This is a genomic window from Ferrigenium kumadai (genome assembly GCF_018324385.1).
Lineage (GTDB): Bacteria > Pseudomonadota > Gammaproteobacteria > Burkholderiales > Gallionellaceae > Gallionella > Gallionella kumadai.
The window spans coordinates 1,705,929-1,723,175 of the sequence record NZ_AP019536.1; the positions used below are offsets into that span (position 1 = coordinate 1,705,929).

Consider the following 17,247-nt stretch of genomic DNA (forward strand, 5'->3'; position numbering starts at 1 on the left):
TTACGGTGGCGAGCGCCATAGCCTGGTGGTGGAAAAACAGGAATGCAGCCGGCAAAGGCCATTCGTCCTGACCGTACACAGACTTAGCATCACAACGATTCTCATCTGATAGGAGGGCAAGATGGCAAACACAGAGATTCGCCAGATTATTTCATACGCACCGCAATACATCGGCTCGCTCATGCGTCTGTTAACTCAGCCGAGCTCCTTCCTTGCGTCCGAGTTTTCCAAGAAGAGGGCGACGAAGGAGGCGATGATGTTCCTCTGTGCCAGCTTCATCGTTGCCACCGCCCGCATACTCTACGGAGAGTTCGCCTCGATGTCGGAGATGGAATCGAAACTCCGCTGGGACTCGGTCATAACCCTATTGTTCGCGATAACGCTGATCGCCATTGTCATCTACATGCTGCTTCACGCATTCCGCAGCGCCTTGACCCACGATCAATGTCTGACCAGTGCGATTTACTTCATAAGCGCCGCTTTCATCTTCCTGGCCGTCGTCTATTCGATCTGTATGCCGTTGCTGACCGAATCCAAAGCTGCCCTCTCGCATATAGTGACTCCAGAGCAACTGACCCCGACGAAATTCTACCTGCTGCAAAGTCAGGTGATCTTCATGTTTACGGCGATGCTTTGCTTCTTCGTGGTTTGGCCTCTCTATCTGCTGTGGGGCATTGGCCGGGCAGGCAATCTGGGGATCATTAGGAACCTGGGCTTTACAACCTCCATGTCCATGGTCAGCATGATCATGGTGGCGCTTGTCGCCCTCTCTACCTGATCCCTCATGCTCCCCCCTGTAGCTTCTTGACCCGGTGAACAGCAAAGGAGGCTTTATGTCCGAACCGACGGTAATCATCCACGGCTGGAGTGACGATTCAGCATCCTTTATCAATCTGGCATCGGTCCTTCGCCAAAGACTGGGGACTCCGCCTATCACGATCCGGCTCGCCGACTGGCTTTCCATGCAAAACGACGTGACCTACGCCGATCTTGCCGTGGCGATGCAACGAGCCTGGTCAGCGTCCGGATTGCCGACGTCGCCGCGTTCGGTGAACGTGGTGGTGCACAGCACCGGCACGCTGGTCACTCGTGACTGGATGACGAAGTACTTCACGCCGGAATCCGTCCCCATCAAACGTTTTCTCATGCTTGCGCCGGCCAACTTCGGTTCGCCGCTTGCGCACAAAGGACGCAGTTTCATCGGCCGGGTCATCAAGGGCTGGGGACAACCCGATTTCCAGACCGGGACTCAGATATTGAAGGGACTGGAGCTCGGCTCGCCCTACACCTTCAACCTCGCCGAACGCGACCTCTTTGACGATCAGGCCAGATGGTATGGGCGCGGCCGGATACTGGGGACCGTCCTGGTGGGTAACACCGGCTACAGCGGCGTTGCAGCGATCGCAAACGAGGAGGGTTCGGACGGTACGGTGCGCATCAGTACCGCCAACCTGAATGCGAGCAAGCTGGAAATGGTTCTGGACGAAGGACAGCGAGTCACGTCCATCAAGCGCAAGGATGTCAACGGCTCCATCGCCTTCGGCATCCTGGAGCAGGAAAACCACAGCACGATCACCCTCAGGGATGAGGGGCCGCGCAACCCGAATACCGTCGATCTGATCATCGGCGCCCTGACCACCACAGATGATTCCTTCAGCGAGACAGGCACGTCGTTTCCCTGGCAAACCACGATAGACGCCACTACCGTTAATGAGCAGAGCGACCGCTTCCAGAATACCGTCACTTACTTGCGGGACGATTTGAATCAGGACGTCAGGGACTATTTCGTCGAGTTCTATAGAAAGGGAAAGCCGGACGAGCATTTCGAGAAGGAACTCTACGAGCGTTTCATCGATGCGGTCCATCCCTATGAAGACAATCCGGCCTACCGTTCCATGTATTTGAACCTCGACGAACTTGATGACATCCAAAAACAGCTGGGCATCAACAACCTGTTTATCAGCCTGACCGCTCAACCTCTGTACAACCCGCCCAAGACGCCGGTCGGTTACCTTTCGCTGTCGCAGAACCAGACCGGCGGCCTGAAACTCTCCGGCGAACAACTGCCCGATTTCTTCAAGGCGCACAGGACACTGTTGATCGACATCACGATCACCCGGAAGGTCGGCGAGAAGGTATTCAGGATCAACGCCCCGATTTGATCGGTCCGCGCCGCGGACTTCCCAGCCTTGGGTAAAATGCGCGCCATGCGCCGCCCCTCATGCGCCCCCTAATACCTCAAGGCAAGACCATGAACACCGACCTCAGCACCCTGCTCGGCTACCCCGCCGCGTTCCTGACCACCGTCGCCTTCGTGCCGCAGGCATGGCAATCCTGGCACACTCGCGACCTGTCCGGCATCTCGCTGCCGATGTATGCGCTGTTCACGCTGGGCGTGGCACTATGGCTGGGCTACGGACTGGCGATCGGCAGCACGCCGGTGATCGCGGCGAACGCGGTGACGCTGATGCTGGCTTCGGTGGTGTTGTGGCTGAAGATAGTGGAGATGCGGCGCGAGCAAGCTATCGAGGAACGCTGACGCCATCCGTTCGTGGTGTGCCTGTCGAACCATGAACGGATGACTTATTGGCTCACCCGTTAAACGAAATGCCCTTCGACAAGCTCAGGGCGAACGGATTTATTTAGTGCTTTGTTGCGAACTCCCACGCACGACTCGAGGACATGATCCGCCCTGCCTAGATGCATCTACTAACGGCCAATCCAGTTCCACCGCCTCGCAATTGGTGATGTTGCGCCTGACCACCTGCCCAGGGTCGGCTACGGTCAAGGCCAGTGCGGCGACTATCGGGTTCTCGTGCGACACGGCCAGTATCACGCCATCCGGATGACGCGCCGCGACCTCATCCAGAAAACCGCGCAGCCTTTCCATCTGTTCCAGAAACGTCTCTCCGCCCTCCGGCCTGATATGCAGCGGATCGGGGCGCACCAGGTCGTTGAACACATGCACCGGCTGGCCGTCCAGCCCGGTGCGGCGTTCGTTGAGGCGCGCGTCGATCTGCAGCGGACAATCGTGGTGGCGCAGCAGGATCTCCGCGGTCTGCTGCGCTCGCAGGAATTCGGAGGCGTAGGCGTGGGTGAACGGCACATCGCGCAGGCGCCCGGCAGCCTCTTCGGCCTGTGCCCTGCCCCGCTCCGTGAGATTTACCGCACGGGTGGGATCGTCATTGATGACGTGCGCGACATTCGCTTCGCTCTCGCCGTGGCGGACCAGGACGATCTTCATTCTTCACTCGCAAGACACAGGAGCGCCGAGGTTATCACAGCCGTTTCACCATCACGACATATGCCTCCGCCTGATTGTCTCCAGCTCCAGCTTCTGCAGTCTCGCTTGATGCTCCGTTCATATGGAAATGATTCCCCTCCATTTAATTTCTCAAGAAATATATAGGCATTTTTTTGGGTTGCGCCCGATGATTGGGTGTTGTAAAAACCACGAAGAATTCGAGTGCGGATTATTTATGCAGCACGCCATACAATTTGGCTTTGTCCTCATTAGAGCGTGCGCACTTACAGGGAGAGATAAAAATGGATGCAGGCACAACCCCTCCGATCACCCTGGTGGAACTCGCCAAAGGTTTGGCGCACGACGAGTTCGTCTTCTATTACCAGCCCAAGGTATCCCTGGTAGGGGGCAAAGTGAACGGCGCCGAGGCACTGATCCGCTGGAAGAAGCCTGACGGCACGATAATCCCTCCCGACGAATTCATTCCCATCGCGGAATCGACCGGCTTCATCACCGAGATCAGCCGCGCCATGTTCCCGAAACTGGTTGCCGACATGCTGATCCTGAACGATATGGATGCCTCGATAAGTATCGCATTCAATTTATCGTCAAAAGACTTCGAGTCACCGGAAATGCTGGAACTGATCCGTTCGGCAATCGAAAGCCACCAGATCGATCCCGACAAGCTGCAGGTCGAATTGACGGAAGCGGCGATCATCGACATCAACGATCCCAACATCCGCAACAACCTGAATGAACTCGTCAAGCTGGGCGTCAAGCTGGCGATGGACGATTACGGAACAGGCTATTCCTCCATCGACACCCTGAGCCAATGGCCTTTCTCGGTCGTCAAGATAGACCAGGGCCTGATCCGGCGCATGGTCGAATCCGAGAAGAGCACGACCATCGTGCAAGCCAGCATCCGTATGGCCCACCAACTGGGGATCAACGTCGTGGCAGAAGGGATAGAAAGCGCCAACGTGTACGATTTCCTGCTTCACGCCGGATGTACCGACGCACAGGGTTTCTGGCTCGCCCAACCCATGCCCCTGGCCGAACTGCTCGCATTCATCAGAAGCGACCGGCGCTGGTCCGCCCTGCCGGCTGGCCTGATCCATATGGCGCAACTCGATCACATCCACTGGCGCAAGACCCTGATAGATCAGGTCACCACCCTCGCCTTCAACCACAGCAAGGAAAAAAGCGTCCAGGGCGTCTCGGCTGAACAGGACCCCCACCGCTGCAAACTCGGAGTCTGGTACTACGGGCTGGGGCAGGAGTTCAAAGGCATATCAACATTCGACGAGCTGGAAGAACCGCACCGCCTGCTTCACGAGCAAGGGGCGAAACTGATCGAGGCCGCCAGGAACGGCAGCACGAGGGAAGAGATCACCAACGGTCTGCGGGAATTGACCAAGCTGTCGAGCATCGTCCTCGGCCTGTTGCAGGAACTGGAAAACGAAGCCTTCTTCCAGGCCGCCGAACAGAACGGATAGCGCCCACGGAAATGAAGAAGATCAATTCCGGCAAGCTGCGCGCCATCGGCTACGACGCGCGTACCCGCCTCCTGCAAGTCCAGCTCGACGACGGTACTACGCTCCAGTACAGCGCCGTCGGCGAGGAAACCTGGCGCCAGTTCAGCAGCTCGGCCTCAGCCTGGAGCTACTACCGCGACAACATCGAAGAGGAATTCACCGCGAAGCGGATTTCATCGGCCAGCACGCCGGCGGGGAAAAATCCGCTGGATGATTTGTTCGCTCAGAAATAAGTGTGATGCTGCCATCTAATTTAACCTAAAAAGAGAGCTATAAATGACACGAAAAAGCAAGATCATTTCAGTACTTGTCGGGGGCGGGATAGCAATTTTTATTGCCTCCTATTTGGGCGCCGAAAAATTTTCGGATGGGGGGGGAAGCCCTGAGGTCAAAGAATCTAGGGAATTGCTTGATTCATGGGGCGGAGAGACCTCGATTCTTATTCAAGCCAGAGAAAAACTTGTGCATGCATTGAAAGTTGACCCTCAAGATTATCTAGCACTGAAGGAATTAGCTCGCAGTCAGATAGCGGAAGGCTATATTAATAATCGCAATGTAACGTATCAAAAAAATATCTACGTTGTTGGCAATTTTGTTCCAGGTACTCTGGAGCAGGCCGAAGCGACAGTTCGTGAGGCCATTCGAATCAATCCAAGCTTTGCAGAAGGATATGTATTGCTCGGATATATCCAATACCAACATTCAAAACTGGATGAGGCGGCAAAAAGCCTTGCTTATGCCGAGAAGCTTGGAACCGATGATCCATGGCTACAATTAAACTGGGCAAGCATTAATTACGCTAAAGGAGACTATTCGTCCGGAAACAAACGGGTGGAACGTGTCTTGCATAGCGGAACAACCAAAAACAATGTGCTCAATACGGCTTATGAATTTTTAATCTCAGGCTACATACGTACAGAAGAGCACAATAAAGCTGTGGCGCTTTATGAAGAACGGATTAAACAAAACCCGAACGACGCTTGGCTGCGAGGGAACTTTGCCGGATACCTAACCAATACGCTTGGTCGCAATGATGAGGCGATCATTCAGGCTCGTCTAGCATTAAATATCATGAATTATGGAATGGGGGAACAAACCCTTGCTATGGCTCTATACCGCAAATGGGCTGACATGGTAGCGCAGGGTAATGCGAAAAACGGTGAAGTTTATTTCCAAGAGGCTTTCAAGATTTTCCCCGTACTTTCAGAGGTTATGGCTTATGGGGCCTCTTCACCAGTGGGCGAGAATCTGGCAAAGGCTCTGGTCTCTGAAAAAGGGATTTCAATTGATGCTCAGGCCGAAGATGGGTCAACGGCCCTTCTTATAGCAACGAACCGAAATAGAGTTAATCAGGTTAGGGTACTGCTTGATTTGCATGCTAACCCTAATACCAGGGACACGAATGGATGGACGCCACTTCTTAGTGCAGTGGACGAAGGAAACATTGAAATTGTTAACATGCTTCTTGCGAAGGGGGCCGATGTGCATATGCAAGCTCCATGGAATGGTGGCGACGCAGCATTTTTTGCGGAACGCAATGGAAATACGGAACTGGCAGCCAAGCTTAAAGCATTGGCCGAAAAGTGATTGAGAGCGAGCTATTGGGATCGAGCCGTTTTCAATCCAGGGAGACTTCCCTGATATCGCTTTGGTGTGGCATCCATCGCGCGTGGCGCGCCATAAGAACAAATAGGGGGCAACTTCGTTTGAATAATCGAAAGTAGACCACATAAAAAAGGCGACCACCGGTCGCCTTTTTCTTTCCTGCCTAGACTACTTTCAACCTACCCACTTACGGGCATTCTGGAACATCCGCAGCCACGCCCCGTTCTCCTGCCATTCGCTCGGATACCACGAGTTCTGCACCGCACGGAACACGCGTTCGGGGTGCGGCATCATGATGCTGAAGCGGCCGTCCGGGGTGGTGAGGCCGGTGATGCCCTGCGGCGAGCCGTTGGGGTTGAGCGGATAGGTCTCGGTGGGCCGGCCGTAGTTGTCCACGTAGCGCATCGTCACCAGGTCCTGCGCGGCCTTCAGCTTCTTCGCGTTGCCGAAGTCGGCATAGCCTTCGCCGTGCGCGACGACGATGGGCATGCGGCTGCCGGCCATGCCGTCGAAGAAGATCGAGGGCGACTTCTGCACCTCGACCATCGCGAAGCGCGCCTCGAACTGCTCGGACTGGTTGCGCGCAAAGTGCGCCCAGTTCTCCGCGCCGGGGATGATCTCATGCAGGTTGCTCATCATCTGGCAGCCGTTGCACACGCCCAGTGCGAAGGTGTCGTTGCGCTTGAAGAAGGCTTCGAACTCGTCGCGCGCTCTTGGATTGAGCAGGATGGACTTGGCCCAGCCCTCGCCCGCGCCCAGCACGTCGCCGTAGGAGAAGCCGCCGCAGGCCGCGAAGCCCTTGAAGTCTTCCAGCTTGACGCGGCCGCTGATGATGTCGCTCATGTGCACGTCCACCGCGGCGAAGCCGGCGCGGTCGAACGCCGCCGCCATCTCGACCTGGCCGTTCACGCCCTGCTCGCGCAGGATGGCGATCTTCGGACGGGTCAGCACCGCACGCCCTTCGACCAGCTCGGGGCGAACGGATGGATTCTCGTTCGGGTCGTAGGTCAGCTTCGCGTGCAGGCCGGGGTCGTTCACGTCGAGCAGGCGGTCGAATTCCTGCTGCGCACAGGCCGGGTTGTCGCGCAGCTTCTGCATCTGGTACGTGGTCTCCGACCACACGCGTTGCAGCTGCGCGGCGTTCTCGCTGTACAGCTTGTCGCTGCCGCGCGTGATCTCGATCGTACCGGTCTGGTTCAGCGTGGCGATCTTCTGCACGCTCTTCAGGCCGGACTCCTGCGCCAGTTGAAGGATGTGCGCCACGTCGCGGTTCTTCACCTGCACCACCGCGCCGAGCTCCTCGTTGAACAACGCGCGCAGCGTGTCACCGTGCGAGCCGTCGATCTGGATGTCGAGGCCGATGTGCGAGGCAAATGCCATCTCGCACAATGCGACGAACGCGCCGCCGTCGGAACGATCGTGATAGGCCAGCAGCTTGCCTTCGCCGTTCAGGCGCTGCACCAGTTCGAAGAAGGTCTTGAGTACCTGCGCATCGTCCACATCCGGCGCGACGTCGCCGACCTGCTTGTAAACCTGCGCCAGCGCGGAGCCGCCCATGCGGTTCTTGCCCTGCCCCAGGTCGATCAGCAGCAGCGTGGTGTCGAGGTCGGCGGCGAGCTGGGGCGTGAGCGTGTCGCGCGCATCCGGGCACGGCGCGAACGCCGACACGATCAGCGACAGCGGCGCGGTGACGGCCTTGTCCTTCTTGCCTTCCTTCCAGGTCGTCTTCATGGACATCGAGTCCTTGCCGACCGGGATGCCGATGCCGAGCTGCGGGCACAGTTCCATGCCGACCGCGCGCACGGTGTCGAACAGCGCGGCGTCCTCGCCGTGGTGTCCGGCCGCGGCCATCCAGTTGGCCGACAGCTTGATGTCGCCGATCTTCTCGATGCGCGCGGCGGCAATGTTGGTGATCGCCTCGCCTACCGCCATGCGGCCCGATGCGGGTGCGTTGATCAGCGCCAGCGGGGTGCGCTCGCCGATGGCGAAGGCCTCGGCGCGGTTGGTGTTGAAACCCATCAGCGAGACGGCCACGTCGGCCACCGGCACCTGCCACGGGCCGACCATCTGGTCGCGCGCGGTCATGCCGCCCACGGTGCGGTCGCCGATGCTGATGAGGAAGGTCTTGTTCGCCACGGAAGGCAGGCGCAGCACGCGCTCGATGGACTCGCGCAGGTCGAACGCGCTGCTGTCGAACGACGACAGGCGCGGCGTCTCGCGCTTCACGTTGCGCGTCATCTTGGGCGGCTTGCCGAGCAGCACGGACAGCGGCATGTCCACCGGATCATTCTTGAATTCCGCGTCATGCACGGTGATCTGGTCTTCGTCGATGGCGGTGCCCACCACGGCGAACGGGCAGCGCTCGCGCTCGCACATCGCGCGGAACTCGTCGAGGCGCTCGGGCGCGATGGCCAGCACGTAGCGTTCCTGAGACTCGTTGCACCAGATCTGCTTCGGCGACATGCCGGTCTCGTCCAGAGGGATCTTGCGCAGCTCGAAGCGCGCGCCCTTGCCGCCGCCATGCACCAGTTCCGGCAGCGCGTTGGACATGCCGCCCGCGCCGACGTCGTGGATGGACAGGATGGGGTTCTTGTCGCCCAGTTGCCAGCAACGGTCGATCACTTCCTGCGCGCGGCGCTGCATCTCGGGGTTGCCGCGCTGCACCGAATCGAAGTCCAGGTTCTCGGCGTTCGCGCCGGTGTCCATCGAGGATGCCGCGCCGCCGCCCAGGCCGATCAGCATGCCGGGGCCGCCGAGGTGGATCACCAGCGCGCCGGTCGGCAGGTCATGCTTGTGCGTGTGCTCGGCCTTGATGTTGCCGACGCCGCCCGCCAGCATGATGGGCTTGTGGTAGCCGCGCATCTCGCCGCTGACGTTCTCTTCGAAGGTGCGGAAATAACCCGCCAGGTTGGGGCGGCCGAATTCGTTGTTGAACGCCGCGCTGCCGATCGGGCCGTCCAGCATGATCTGCAGGGCGGTGACGATGCGTGAGGGTTTGCCGTAATTGCCTTCCCAAGGCTGTGCGTAGCTGGGGATGTTCAGGTTCGAGACGGAGAAACCGCTCAGGCCGGCCTTGGGCTTGGAGCCGCTGCCGGTCGCGCCCTCGTCGCGGATCTCGCCGCCGGAGCCTGTGGCCGCGCCCGCGAACGGCGCGATGGCCGTCGGGTGGTTGTGCGTCTCGACCTTCATCAGGGTGTGGGTCAGTTCCTCGCTGAACGCGTAGCCACCGTCGGCACGCGGGTAGAAGCGATCGATGCGCGCGCCCTCGATGACGGAGGAGTTGTCGGAATAGGCCACCACGGTGCCCTGCGGGCTGACCTTGTGGGTGTTGCGGATCATGCCGAACAGCGACATGTCCTGCGCCTCGCCGTCAATCACCCAGTCAGCGTTGAAGATCTTGTGGCGGCAGTGCTCGGAGTTCGCCTGCGCGAACATCATCAGCTCGACGTCAGTCGGGTTGCGCTCCAGCTTCTTGAAGTTCTCAACCAGGTAGTCGATCTCGTCGGCCGACAGCGCCAGGCCCATCTCGCGGTTGGCCTTCTCCAGCGCCTTGCGGCCGCCCTTCAGCACGTCCACGGTCTCGAGGGGCTGCGGCTTGCCGTGCTGGAAGATCTTTTCCGCCGCGCCGGCGACATCGCCCAGCACGGTCTCGGTCATGCGGTCGTGCAGCAGCGGCAGCACCGTGGCCAGCTCGGCCTGGCTCAGCGCCTTGCCGCTTTTGGTCGAAAGGTAATACACCACGCCGCGCTCGATGCGCTGCACGCCGGACAGGCCGCAATGCTGCGCGATGTCGGTGGCCTTCGTAGACCACGGCGAGATGGTGCCGAGGCGCGGGATCACCAGCAGGCGCTGGTATTTCTTCACGTCGGCAGGCTCGCCCGCCGACTTGTCGAGGCCGAGCACCTTGCCCAGCAGCTTGGATTGCGCCTGGCTCAGCGTCTTGCTCTTGAGCGCGCTGAAGTAGCAGTGGCGCGTGTCGGCGACAGCGACGCCGGGAGCGGCATCGTTCAGCGCGGCGCGCAGTTTTTCGAGACGGAATGCGGATAGTGCGGATTTGCCGTAGGAGGTCTGGTACATAGATGTGACAGTGCGATTAAATGGCGAGGCGCGATTATACTATGCCCCTCACACACAGCACTCGACCAGAAATGAGCAAACGCATCCCCGCCCTCACCTCCAGACAAGTCATGTCCAGCTTCCCGAAACGCCCGAAAGACAGCCACAAGGGCCAGTTCGGCACCGTCGTGGTGATCGGCGGCGCTTCGGGCATGGTCGGCGCGCCGCTGATGGCGGCCCGCGCCGCACTCAAGCTGGGCGCGGGTTGCGTGCATGTCGGGCTGATGGCGAACAACGCACCTGCGGTCGATCCGATGCAGCCGGAGCTGATGCTGCATCCGGCTGCCGCCGCGCTGAAACTGACCGGCATGGACGTGCTGGCCATCGGCTGCGGCCTGGGGCGCGACCTGGCGGCGCAAAAGCTGCTGCATGATGCAATGAACACGAATGCCGCGCTGGTGCTGGACGCCGATGCGCTGAACATCCTCGCGCAGCGCCCCGACCTGCGCACGACGCTGCTGGGACGCAATGCCGCGACCGTGATCACCCCGCACCCCGGCGAGGCCGCGCGCCTGCTGGGCATGGAGATCGACGAGGTGCAGGCCGACCGCCCCGATGCGGTGCAAAAACTGGCGCAGAAGTTCGGCAGCAGCGTGGTGCTGAAAGGCGCCGACAGCCTGTGCGCCACGCGTGACGGCAAGCTGCACGTCAACAAGGCCGGCAATCCCGGCATGAGCGCGCCCGGCATGGGCGACGTACTGACCGGCATGATCGCCGCCTTCATCGCCCAGGGCATGAGCGCTGACGATGCGCTGCTGCTGGCCGTGCACCTGCATGGCGCGGCGGGCGATGAATTGGCAAAGCAGGTCGCGACGATAGGCATGACTTCGACCGAAGTCACCGAGTGGGCGCGCTGGCTGCTCAATCAGTGGGCATAACCAAACCTCAAAGACCTTCATTACAACTTCTGGATTCCCGCCTTCGCGGGAATGACAAGCAAAGACAATGGCAACACCGATAGAAATCAGCGAAGAAGCCGGCGTACGCACGCTGCATTTCGGTTCCGAATGGGTACAGGGCGCGATGCGCATCGCGCGGCCGTGGAACCTGGAGCTGGAATACACGCGCGAGATGATGACTTCGCTGCTGCTGCGCGACCCTCCGAAAAAGGTACTGCTCATCGGGCTGGGCGCGGCTTCGCTGACCAAGTTCCTCTACCGCCACTATCCGCTCGCGCACCTCACCGTGGTGGAGATCGAGCCCGCCGTGGTCGCCGCGGCGCGGCAGTTCTTCAAGCTGCCGGAAGACCCGAAGCGCATCCATCTGGTGATCGGCGACGGCGCGGAATTCGTGATGAACAGCAACAAGAAGTTCGACCTGATCCTGGTGGATGGCTTCGACGAGAAGGCTCGCACCGGCGCGCTGGAGACGCTGCCGTTCTACCAGGCCTGCCGCGCACACCTGAGCCGCAACGGCGCGATGGCGGTGAACCTGCTGACGGCCAGCCGCGGATTCAACCGAACCACGGCGCAGATCGCCGAGGCGTTCGAGGACCGTGCGCTGGTATTCCCATCCTGCGAAAGCGGCAACGCGGTCGCCCTCGCGGCGGCGGGCGATCCCATCGAGATACCGTTCGAGGATCTGAAGGAAAGCGCGCACGCGTTGAAGGAAGCAACCGGGCTGAACCTCTTGCCCACGCTAACCCGACTGGCGCAGGCGAAGACCTGCCTCAACAATACCCTCATCCTGTAACCCACATAGCCGCAGTTTTGCTTTAGCATAGGCCACTAACAACAAGAAGGAGGCTGCCATGTTGCGCATCGCATTGCTGTTTGGTCTGTTGTCTCTCCATGGCTGGGCGCATGCCGAGAGCGAGCCCTACAACCGCGTGGACTTCCAGGTCGAGGCTGCGCGCGAGGTCGCCAACGACCTGCTGGTGGCCGGCATGAGCATCGAGGTGCAGGACAAGCAGCCCGCCCGCGTAGCGCAACAGATCAACACCGCGCTCAACGACGCGCTGAAAAAGGCCGCAGCCTTCGGCAACGTGAAGGTCACCAGCGGCGGCCAGAACACCTATCCCGTTTACGGCAAGAACAACCAGGTCGACGCCTGGCGCGGCCATGCCGATATCCGGCTGGAGAGCCGCGACTTCAAGGCGGCCGGCGAACTCATCATGCAGCTGCAATCCTCGCTGCAACTGACCGGGCTGGATTTCACCCTCGCGCCTGACACACGCACGCAGAGCGAGAGCGAACTCATCGCCGAAGCGATCAAGGCATTCCAGCGCCGCGCCGATGCGATACGCGCCGCCGTCGGTGCGCGTGCCTACAAGAACGTGCATTTCTCGATCAACGGCGGCATGCCCCGCCCCTATGCCAAGGCGATGATGCGTGCCGCGCCGATGGCATCGGATGCGGCGATACCGGAACCCGAATTCGCCGGCGGCGACACGCGCATGACGGTGCAGGTAAGCGGCACCATCGAATTGCAATAACATAGGCGAACTGCAATAACACCAAGGAGAACACATGAGCAGCCTGATCTTTCTCGGCATCACCCTCGTCGCTTTGTTCTACGGCATCAGCCTGTACAACCACCTGGTCAACCTCAAGCACGCCGTCGCCAAGGCCTGGGCCAACATCGACGTGCTGCTCAAGCAGCGCCATGACGAGCTGCCCAAGCTGGTCGAGGTGTGCAAGCAGTACAAGGAGTTCGAGCAATCTACTTTGCAGAAGGTGATCGAGGCCCGCTCGCGGGTGCAGTCCGCACGCGAAAGCCAGGACATCGGCGCGCTGGGCCAGGCGGAGGGCATGCTGCGCATGGGGCTGGGCAACATCTTTGCGGTGGCGGAGGCTTATCCCGAACTGAAGGCGAACGAGAACTTCATGCAATTGCAGACGCGTATCACCGGGCTGGAGAACGGTATCGCCGACCGCCGCGAGCTGTACAACGAGTCGGTGAACATCTACAACGTCGGCATCGAGCAGTTCCCCGCCGTGCTGATCGCCAACATGTTCCGCTATGAAGCCAAGCCGCTGCTGGAATTCTCGTCTGCCGAAAAGGCGGATGTGGACATGAAACAACTGTTCAAATAGCAAATCATGCTGGTCAGGCTGCGCCGCGAATACGCGCAACTGGTCACCTCCGGCGCGCAGCTGTTGCTGCTGTTCGCCGGCTTCAAGCTGGAGTCGCGCGAGGGCTGGCTGGGCACCCTGTCGGCGATGGCGCTCATCAGCTTCTTCGCCTGGTTGTCGGCGCTGTACCGGCTGCGCACGATCCGCGACACCCCCACCTCGAAAATCGCTTCCGCCGCACAGGGCTACGTCGAACTCGTCGGTCGCGGCCGCCCCTTCGGCGATACGCCGCTCATCAGCAAACTGCGGGGATTGCCCTGCCTGTGGTACCGCTACACGGTCGAACGCCGCACCGACAAGGACCACTGGGAAACCGTCGATAGCGGCGAGAGCGTCGATTCGTTCGTACTGCGCGACGACAGCGGCGAGTGCGTGGTCGACCCGGAGCATGCCGAGATCGTCACCAGGCATCGCGACCAGTGGACCGATGGCGACCACCGCTATACCGAGTGGAAGTTCATCCAGGACGACAGCATCTATGCCATCGGCGAGTTCCGCACGCGCAGCCTGGGCGCGGAATTCGACTCGCGCTCCGAACTCAACGCGCTGCTCGCCGAGTGGAAGCAAGACAAGCCCGCGTTGCATGCGCGCTTCGACCTCAACCAGGACGGTCAACTCGACATGAAGGAGTGGATGCTGGCGCGCCAGGCCGCCAAGCGCGAGGTGGAAAAGAAGAGGCGCGAGGTGCAGGCGCAGCCCGATATCCACCTTCTCGACCTGCCGAGTGACGGCAAGCTGTTCCTGCTCAGCAACCTCACACCGGAAAAACTCTCACGCCGCTACCTGTTCTGGTCATGGGCTCATCTGGTCATCTTCTTCGGCGCACTGGCCGGTTTCGGCTGGGTGCTCAGCAATCCACCTTATTGATTCCAACAAGCGGGACACATAAGGTTTATCCCTCACCAACCATGGAGGGAACGGCGATGAACGAACCATTCAAACAACATGGGGCATTCAGCTGGAGTGAGCTGATGACCATGGACGTGGAAGCGGCGAAGGCCTTCTACACCAAGCTCTTCGGCTGGGTCATGGAAGACATGAAGATGCCCGGCATGACCTATACCGTGATCAAGGTGGGAGGTAACGGGATAGGCGGCATCATGGCGATCCCGAAAGATGCCAAAGGCATGCCGCCGGCATGGGGCACCTACGTCACGGTCGACGACGTCGACGCGACGGCGAAGACCGCCGAACAGCTGGGCGCGAAACTCTGCGTGCCGCCGACCGACATCCCCGACGTCGGCCGTTTCTGCGTGATCCAGGACCCGCAAGGCGCCACGATCAACGCCATCACCTACAAGAAAATGTGACCGTCGCAGGGGCGGGTGCATCCCTCTGCCGGCCAGCGCTGACGGCTACCTAGTTTTACCACCAGATATACAGCCGAACACTGTATGTCCACCCGTTACCCGCTGTGCAAATATCGTCGCGTCCGGCTGCCACTCTGGTTTTCCCGGCCGCCGCCAACCGATCAGGAAGGAAGCGAAATCATGTCACACGAAGGCCTGCACGAGCGCGAAGAGAAACTCGCCATCCCGACGGTGGATGCCCACCGCGCCATCCTTTCGCTGATGGAGGAATTCGAGGCGGTGGACTGGTACCACCAGCGGGCCGATGCCTGCACCGATGCGGAGTTGCGCGACATCCTGCTGCACAACATGCACGAGGAGATGGAGCATGCGGCGATGCTGCTGGAATGGCTGCGCCGCAGCACGCCCAGACTGGATGAGATCCTGAGGACCTATCTGTTCACGCAGGGCGATCTCACCCGCCTCGAAGAAAAGAACAAGAGCAAGATCGCCGGCGATAGCCTTGCGCAAAGCGAGGGCGGAACACGACGCATGACCGTCGGCCACATGAAAGGAGCATGACATGGACACCCCTACCCTGCCATTCGACCCCGTCATCCTCGACCGCATGGAAGAGATGGCGATAGCCGAGGCGCGAAAAATATTGACCGCCCGCCGCTTCCTGCCGGTAGAAGGCCCCTTCGGGCTGGGATATCTGGCCGCGCCGGTGGGCAATGACGACCAGCGCCAGCATGCCTCGCATGGTGCCACCACCATCATCGCCCGCACCATCCCCGTGCCGATGATCTTCCGGCATTTCACCATGAGCCGCCGGCGCGTCTCCGCACATCTCGAGCTGGGCCAGCCGCTGGACTTCAGCCAACTCGGCCAGGCGACCTTCGAACTGGCGGCGCGCGAAGACGAGCTGATCTATCAGGGCGACCCGGAATTCGGATTGGCAGGACTGTGCACGGTCGAGAACCGCAACCACCTGGACGCGGGGAACTGGAACGACGTGGAGCAGGTGCTGCGCGACGTGCTGGCGGCAGTGACGCTGCTGGACAATGCGCACTTCCACGGCCCGTATGCCATGGTGCTCGAGCCCAGGCTGTACAACAACCTGTTCCGGCGTTACACGGAAGGCTCGGACATACTGCAGATCGACCACCTGAAAGGGCTGTGCACCCTGGGCATCTACAAGGCCGACATCCGCGGCGGCGTACTGGCTGCGCCGGAAGCCGGCACGCTCCTGGTCGGCGAGGATCTCGCCGTGGCATTCACCTTCCCCGATTCCGCCCACTTCAATTTCACCGTGCGCGAGTCCATCGTGCTGCGCATCAACGCTCCCAAGGCGATCTGCACCATCAGTCCAAAAGGTTAGCGCAGATAGCCACCGCATAACCAGCGACTTGGCCGTTGTATTTAGACGGCCTAGTCGAATGGCTAGTCGTCTCATCAGTAGTTTTTCAACGGCCTGCTAAACCAGGCCGCCCTCGGCGATCTGCCGGTAGACAATTCCCTTCAACCAGAGCGCATTCGCGGCGGAGACATCGCGGAAGGCGATGCCGTATTCCATCATGTTGGCCTCCGCCTCCCTGCCGGCTTGCGGCATATGCACATGCACGATCGTCGCATTGAGGTTCAAGTTGGTCTTCAGCTCATCCAGGTCGGCATGCAAAGAAAGCCGCAAGGCCTCGCCCGGATTGCCCAGCAAAGGTGGTGCATGAAGTTGCGCGCCATCCGGGCTGAGATTGACGATGCGGACCATTTCGTGGGAGCCCTGTGCGTCGGTCACGGTGGCACCGAGGCTCACCCTGGCCCAGGGCGACCGGCGCAGCTTCTGTACGCGCACCTCGACGGGGTAATCCAGATGCATGTAATGGACAGGGCTGATGCACAGGCGCTGGATGGAGGTCTGAAATGCATGGATGTTGTTTCCGGTCACCATGCGCACTTCCACCTGCTCGCCATCCATCAGAATAAGTGGGGTTCCGGCAATGGCCGGCGTCGTCACCAGGATGCTCCGGTTCTTGATATAGCCGACCATGTGAGCGGAATAATAGGTTTGGAGATTCCGGTTCAGCAGGCGCAACTGAACTCGCGCCCCGACCTGGGGCTTGATGCCCTGCGACGGAAACCCTCTTATCGGCTCGACATCCCTGAACTCGACCCAGTCACCCGCCTCATGGGTTTGTGCCTGCGCATCCATGTCCCGCAGCAAGCCTCTGGCGAGCAGGCTCTCCAGTTGCTCACGGCTTGCCACCAATTCGCCGCGCGCAAACACGATGTAACCGTCGCGGTCATACAAGCGCCAGGGCAAGGGGCTGCCGACGGGAATGTCTTCTACGGTGACAGGCTGGAGATTCATCATGGTCAGGAGGATG

At 60.2% G+C, this 17,247-nt stretch carries 17 protein-coding genes; 14 read left to right on the top strand and 3 right to left on the bottom strand.

Annotated features, from left to right (window positions below; genetic code table 11):
• Positions 1-121: 121 nt before the first annotated feature.
• The 3 genes from FGKAn22_RS08145 (at position 122) to FGKAn22_RS08155 (ending at position 2,539) form a co-directional block, all read left to right on the top strand.
• A complete protein-coding gene (locus tag FGKAn22_RS08145) occupies positions 122-778 on the top strand; it encodes a hypothetical protein (RefSeq protein ID WP_212785157.1) in 657 nt (218 codons plus the stop codon).
• A gap of 55 nt (positions 779-833) precedes the next feature.
• Positions 834-2,162, top strand: coding sequence for an esterase/lipase family protein (locus tag FGKAn22_RS08150; protein WP_212785158.1), 1,329 nt, complete (start codon positions 834-836; stop codon positions 2,160-2,162).
• An 89-nt stretch (positions 2,163-2,251) separates the two neighbouring features.
• Complete coding sequence (locus FGKAn22_RS08155) at positions 2,252-2,539, top strand: SemiSWEET transporter (RefSeq protein WP_212785159.1); 288 nt, start codon at positions 2,252-2,254, stop codon at positions 2,537-2,539.
• Between the two features lie 99 nt (positions 2,540-2,638).
• Here FGKAn22_RS08155 and FGKAn22_RS08160 read toward each other — a convergent pair whose 3' ends face one another.
• Positions 2,639-3,244 (bottom strand): histidine phosphatase family protein, encoded by a 606-nt coding sequence (locus FGKAn22_RS08160; protein WP_212785160.1) that lies wholly within the window; start codon positions 3,242-3,244, stop codon positions 2,639-2,641.
• Positions 3,245-3,546: 302 nt separating this feature from the next.
• On the opposite strand from FGKAn22_RS08160, the gene FGKAn22_RS08165 reads away from it, so the two are divergent.
• From FGKAn22_RS08165 to FGKAn22_RS08175, 3 genes are read left to right on the top strand one after another with little or no spacing between them, the layout of a single operon-like run.
• On the top strand, positions 3,547-4,740 hold the full coding sequence (locus tag FGKAn22_RS08165; RefSeq protein ID WP_212785161.1) for an EAL domain-containing protein: 1,194 nt from the start codon (positions 3,547-3,549) through the stop codon (positions 4,738-4,740).
• 11 nt (positions 4,741-4,751) lie between these two features.
• A complete protein-coding gene (locus tag FGKAn22_RS08170) occupies positions 4,752-5,012 on the top strand; it encodes a KTSC domain-containing protein (RefSeq protein ID WP_212785162.1) in 261 nt (86 codons plus the stop codon).
• Positions 5,013-5,055: 43 nt separating this feature from the next.
• Entirely contained in the window at positions 5,056-6,366 is a 1,311-nt protein-coding gene (locus tag FGKAn22_RS08175) for an ankyrin repeat domain-containing protein (RefSeq protein ID WP_212785163.1), read from the top strand.
• 192 nt (positions 6,367-6,558) lie between these two features.
• On the opposite strand, the gene purL is transcribed toward FGKAn22_RS08175, so the two are convergent.
• The gene (gene purL / locus FGKAn22_RS08180; RefSeq protein WP_212785164.1) at positions 6,559-10,461 is read right to left on the bottom strand and encodes a phosphoribosylformylglycinamidine synthase; all 3,903 of its coding nucleotides are present in this window, start codon (positions 10,459-10,461) and stop codon (positions 6,559-6,561) included.
• Positions 10,462-10,532: 71 nt separating this feature from the next.
• On the opposite strand from purL, the gene FGKAn22_RS08185 reads away from it, so the two are divergent.
• The 8 genes from FGKAn22_RS08185 (at position 10,533) to FGKAn22_RS08220 (ending at position 16,244) form a co-directional block, all read left to right on the top strand.
• Entirely contained in the window at positions 10,533-11,378 is an 846-nt protein-coding gene (locus tag FGKAn22_RS08185) for an NAD(P)H-hydrate dehydratase (protein ID WP_212785165.1), read from the top strand.
• Positions 11,379-11,445: 67 nt separating this feature from the next.
• Positions 11,446-12,192 (top strand): fused MFS/spermidine synthase, encoded by a 747-nt coding sequence (locus tag FGKAn22_RS08190; RefSeq protein ID WP_212785166.1) that lies wholly within the window; start codon positions 11,446-11,448, stop codon positions 12,190-12,192.
• A gap of 58 nt (positions 12,193-12,250) precedes the next feature.
• A complete protein-coding gene (locus FGKAn22_RS08195; RefSeq protein ID WP_212785167.1) occupies positions 12,251-12,934 on the top strand; it encodes an SIMPL domain-containing protein in 684 nt (227 codons plus the stop codon).
• 34 nt (positions 12,935-12,968) lie between these two features.
• Positions 12,969-13,535 (top strand): LemA family protein, encoded by a 567-nt coding sequence (locus FGKAn22_RS08200; RefSeq protein ID WP_212785168.1) that lies wholly within the window; start codon positions 12,969-12,971, stop codon positions 13,533-13,535.
• 6 nt (positions 13,536-13,541) lie between these two features.
• Complete coding sequence (locus FGKAn22_RS08205; protein ID WP_212785169.1) at positions 13,542-14,441, top strand: hypothetical protein; 900 nt, start codon at positions 13,542-13,544, stop codon at positions 14,439-14,441.
• A gap of 56 nt (positions 14,442-14,497) precedes the next feature.
• Entirely contained in the window at positions 14,498-14,884 is a 387-nt protein-coding gene (locus tag FGKAn22_RS08210) for a VOC family protein (RefSeq protein ID WP_212785170.1), read from the top strand.
• A 180-nt stretch (positions 14,885-15,064) separates the two neighbouring features.
• Positions 15,065-15,445, top strand: coding sequence for a ferritin family protein (locus FGKAn22_RS08215; protein WP_212785171.1), 381 nt, complete (start codon positions 15,065-15,067; stop codon positions 15,443-15,445).
• Position 15,446: 1 nt separating this feature from the next.
• Positions 15,447-16,244, top strand: coding sequence for a family 1 encapsulin nanocompartment shell protein (locus FGKAn22_RS08220; protein WP_212785172.1), 798 nt, complete (start codon positions 15,447-15,449; stop codon positions 16,242-16,244).
• Between the two features lie 96 nt (positions 16,245-16,340).
• On the opposite strand, the gene FGKAn22_RS08225 is transcribed toward FGKAn22_RS08220, so the two are convergent.
• Positions 16,341-17,234 carry a flagellar brake protein gene (locus FGKAn22_RS08225; RefSeq protein WP_212785173.1) on the bottom strand — a complete coding sequence of 298 codons (894 nt, stop codon included), beginning with the start codon at positions 17,232-17,234 and terminating at the stop codon, positions 16,341-16,343.
• Between the last annotated feature and the right edge of the window lie 13 nt (positions 17,235-17,247).

Coding starts and splice junctions, on each gene's coding strand:
- FGKAn22_RS08200 (WP_212785168.1), top strand. CDS start 12,969: ATGAGCAGCCTGATCTTTCTCGGCATCACCCTCGTCGCTTTGTTCTAC.
- FGKAn22_RS08215 (WP_212785171.1), top strand. CDS start 15,065: ATGTCACACGAAGGCCTGCACGAGCGCGAAGAGAAACTCGCCATCCCG.
- FGKAn22_RS08155 (WP_212785159.1), top strand. CDS start 2,252: ATGAACACCGACCTCAGCACCCTGCTCGGCTACCCCGCCGCGTTCCTG.
- FGKAn22_RS08190 (WP_212785166.1), top strand. CDS start 11,446: ATGGCAACACCGATAGAAATCAGCGAAGAAGCCGGCGTACGCACGCTG.
- purL (WP_212785164.1), bottom strand. CDS start 10,461: ATGTACCAGACCTCCTACGGCAAATCCGCACTATCCGCATTCCGTCTC.
- FGKAn22_RS08150 (WP_212785158.1), top strand. CDS start 834: ATGTCCGAACCGACGGTAATCATCCACGGCTGGAGTGACGATTCAGCA.
- FGKAn22_RS08205 (WP_212785169.1), top strand. CDS start 13,542: ATGCTGGTCAGGCTGCGCCGCGAATACGCGCAACTGGTCACCTCCGGC.
- FGKAn22_RS08175 (WP_212785163.1), top strand. CDS start 5,056: ATGACACGAAAAAGCAAGATCATTTCAGTACTTGTCGGGGGCGGGATA.
- FGKAn22_RS08185 (WP_212785165.1), top strand. CDS start 10,533: ATGAGCAAACGCATCCCCGCCCTCACCTCCAGACAAGTCATGTCCAGC.
- FGKAn22_RS08160 (WP_212785160.1), bottom strand. CDS start 3,244: ATGAAGATCGTCCTGGTCCGCCACGGCGAGAGCGAAGCGAATGTCGCG.
- FGKAn22_RS08195 (WP_212785167.1), top strand. CDS start 12,251: ATGTTGCGCATCGCATTGCTGTTTGGTCTGTTGTCTCTCCATGGCTGG.
- FGKAn22_RS08225 (WP_212785173.1), bottom strand. CDS start 17,234: ATGATGAATCTCCAGCCTGTCACCGTAGAAGACATTCCCGTCGGCAGC.
- FGKAn22_RS08210 (WP_212785170.1), top strand. CDS start 14,498: ATGAACGAACCATTCAAACAACATGGGGCATTCAGCTGGAGTGAGCTG.
- FGKAn22_RS08220 (WP_212785172.1), top strand. CDS start 15,447: ATGGACACCCCTACCCTGCCATTCGACCCCGTCATCCTCGACCGCATG.
- FGKAn22_RS08145 (WP_212785157.1), top strand. CDS start 122: ATGGCAAACACAGAGATTCGCCAGATTATTTCATACGCACCGCAATAC.
- FGKAn22_RS08170 (WP_212785162.1), top strand. CDS start 4,752: ATGAAGAAGATCAATTCCGGCAAGCTGCGCGCCATCGGCTACGACGCG.
- FGKAn22_RS08165 (WP_212785161.1), top strand. CDS start 3,547: ATGGATGCAGGCACAACCCCTCCGATCACCCTGGTGGAACTCGCCAAA.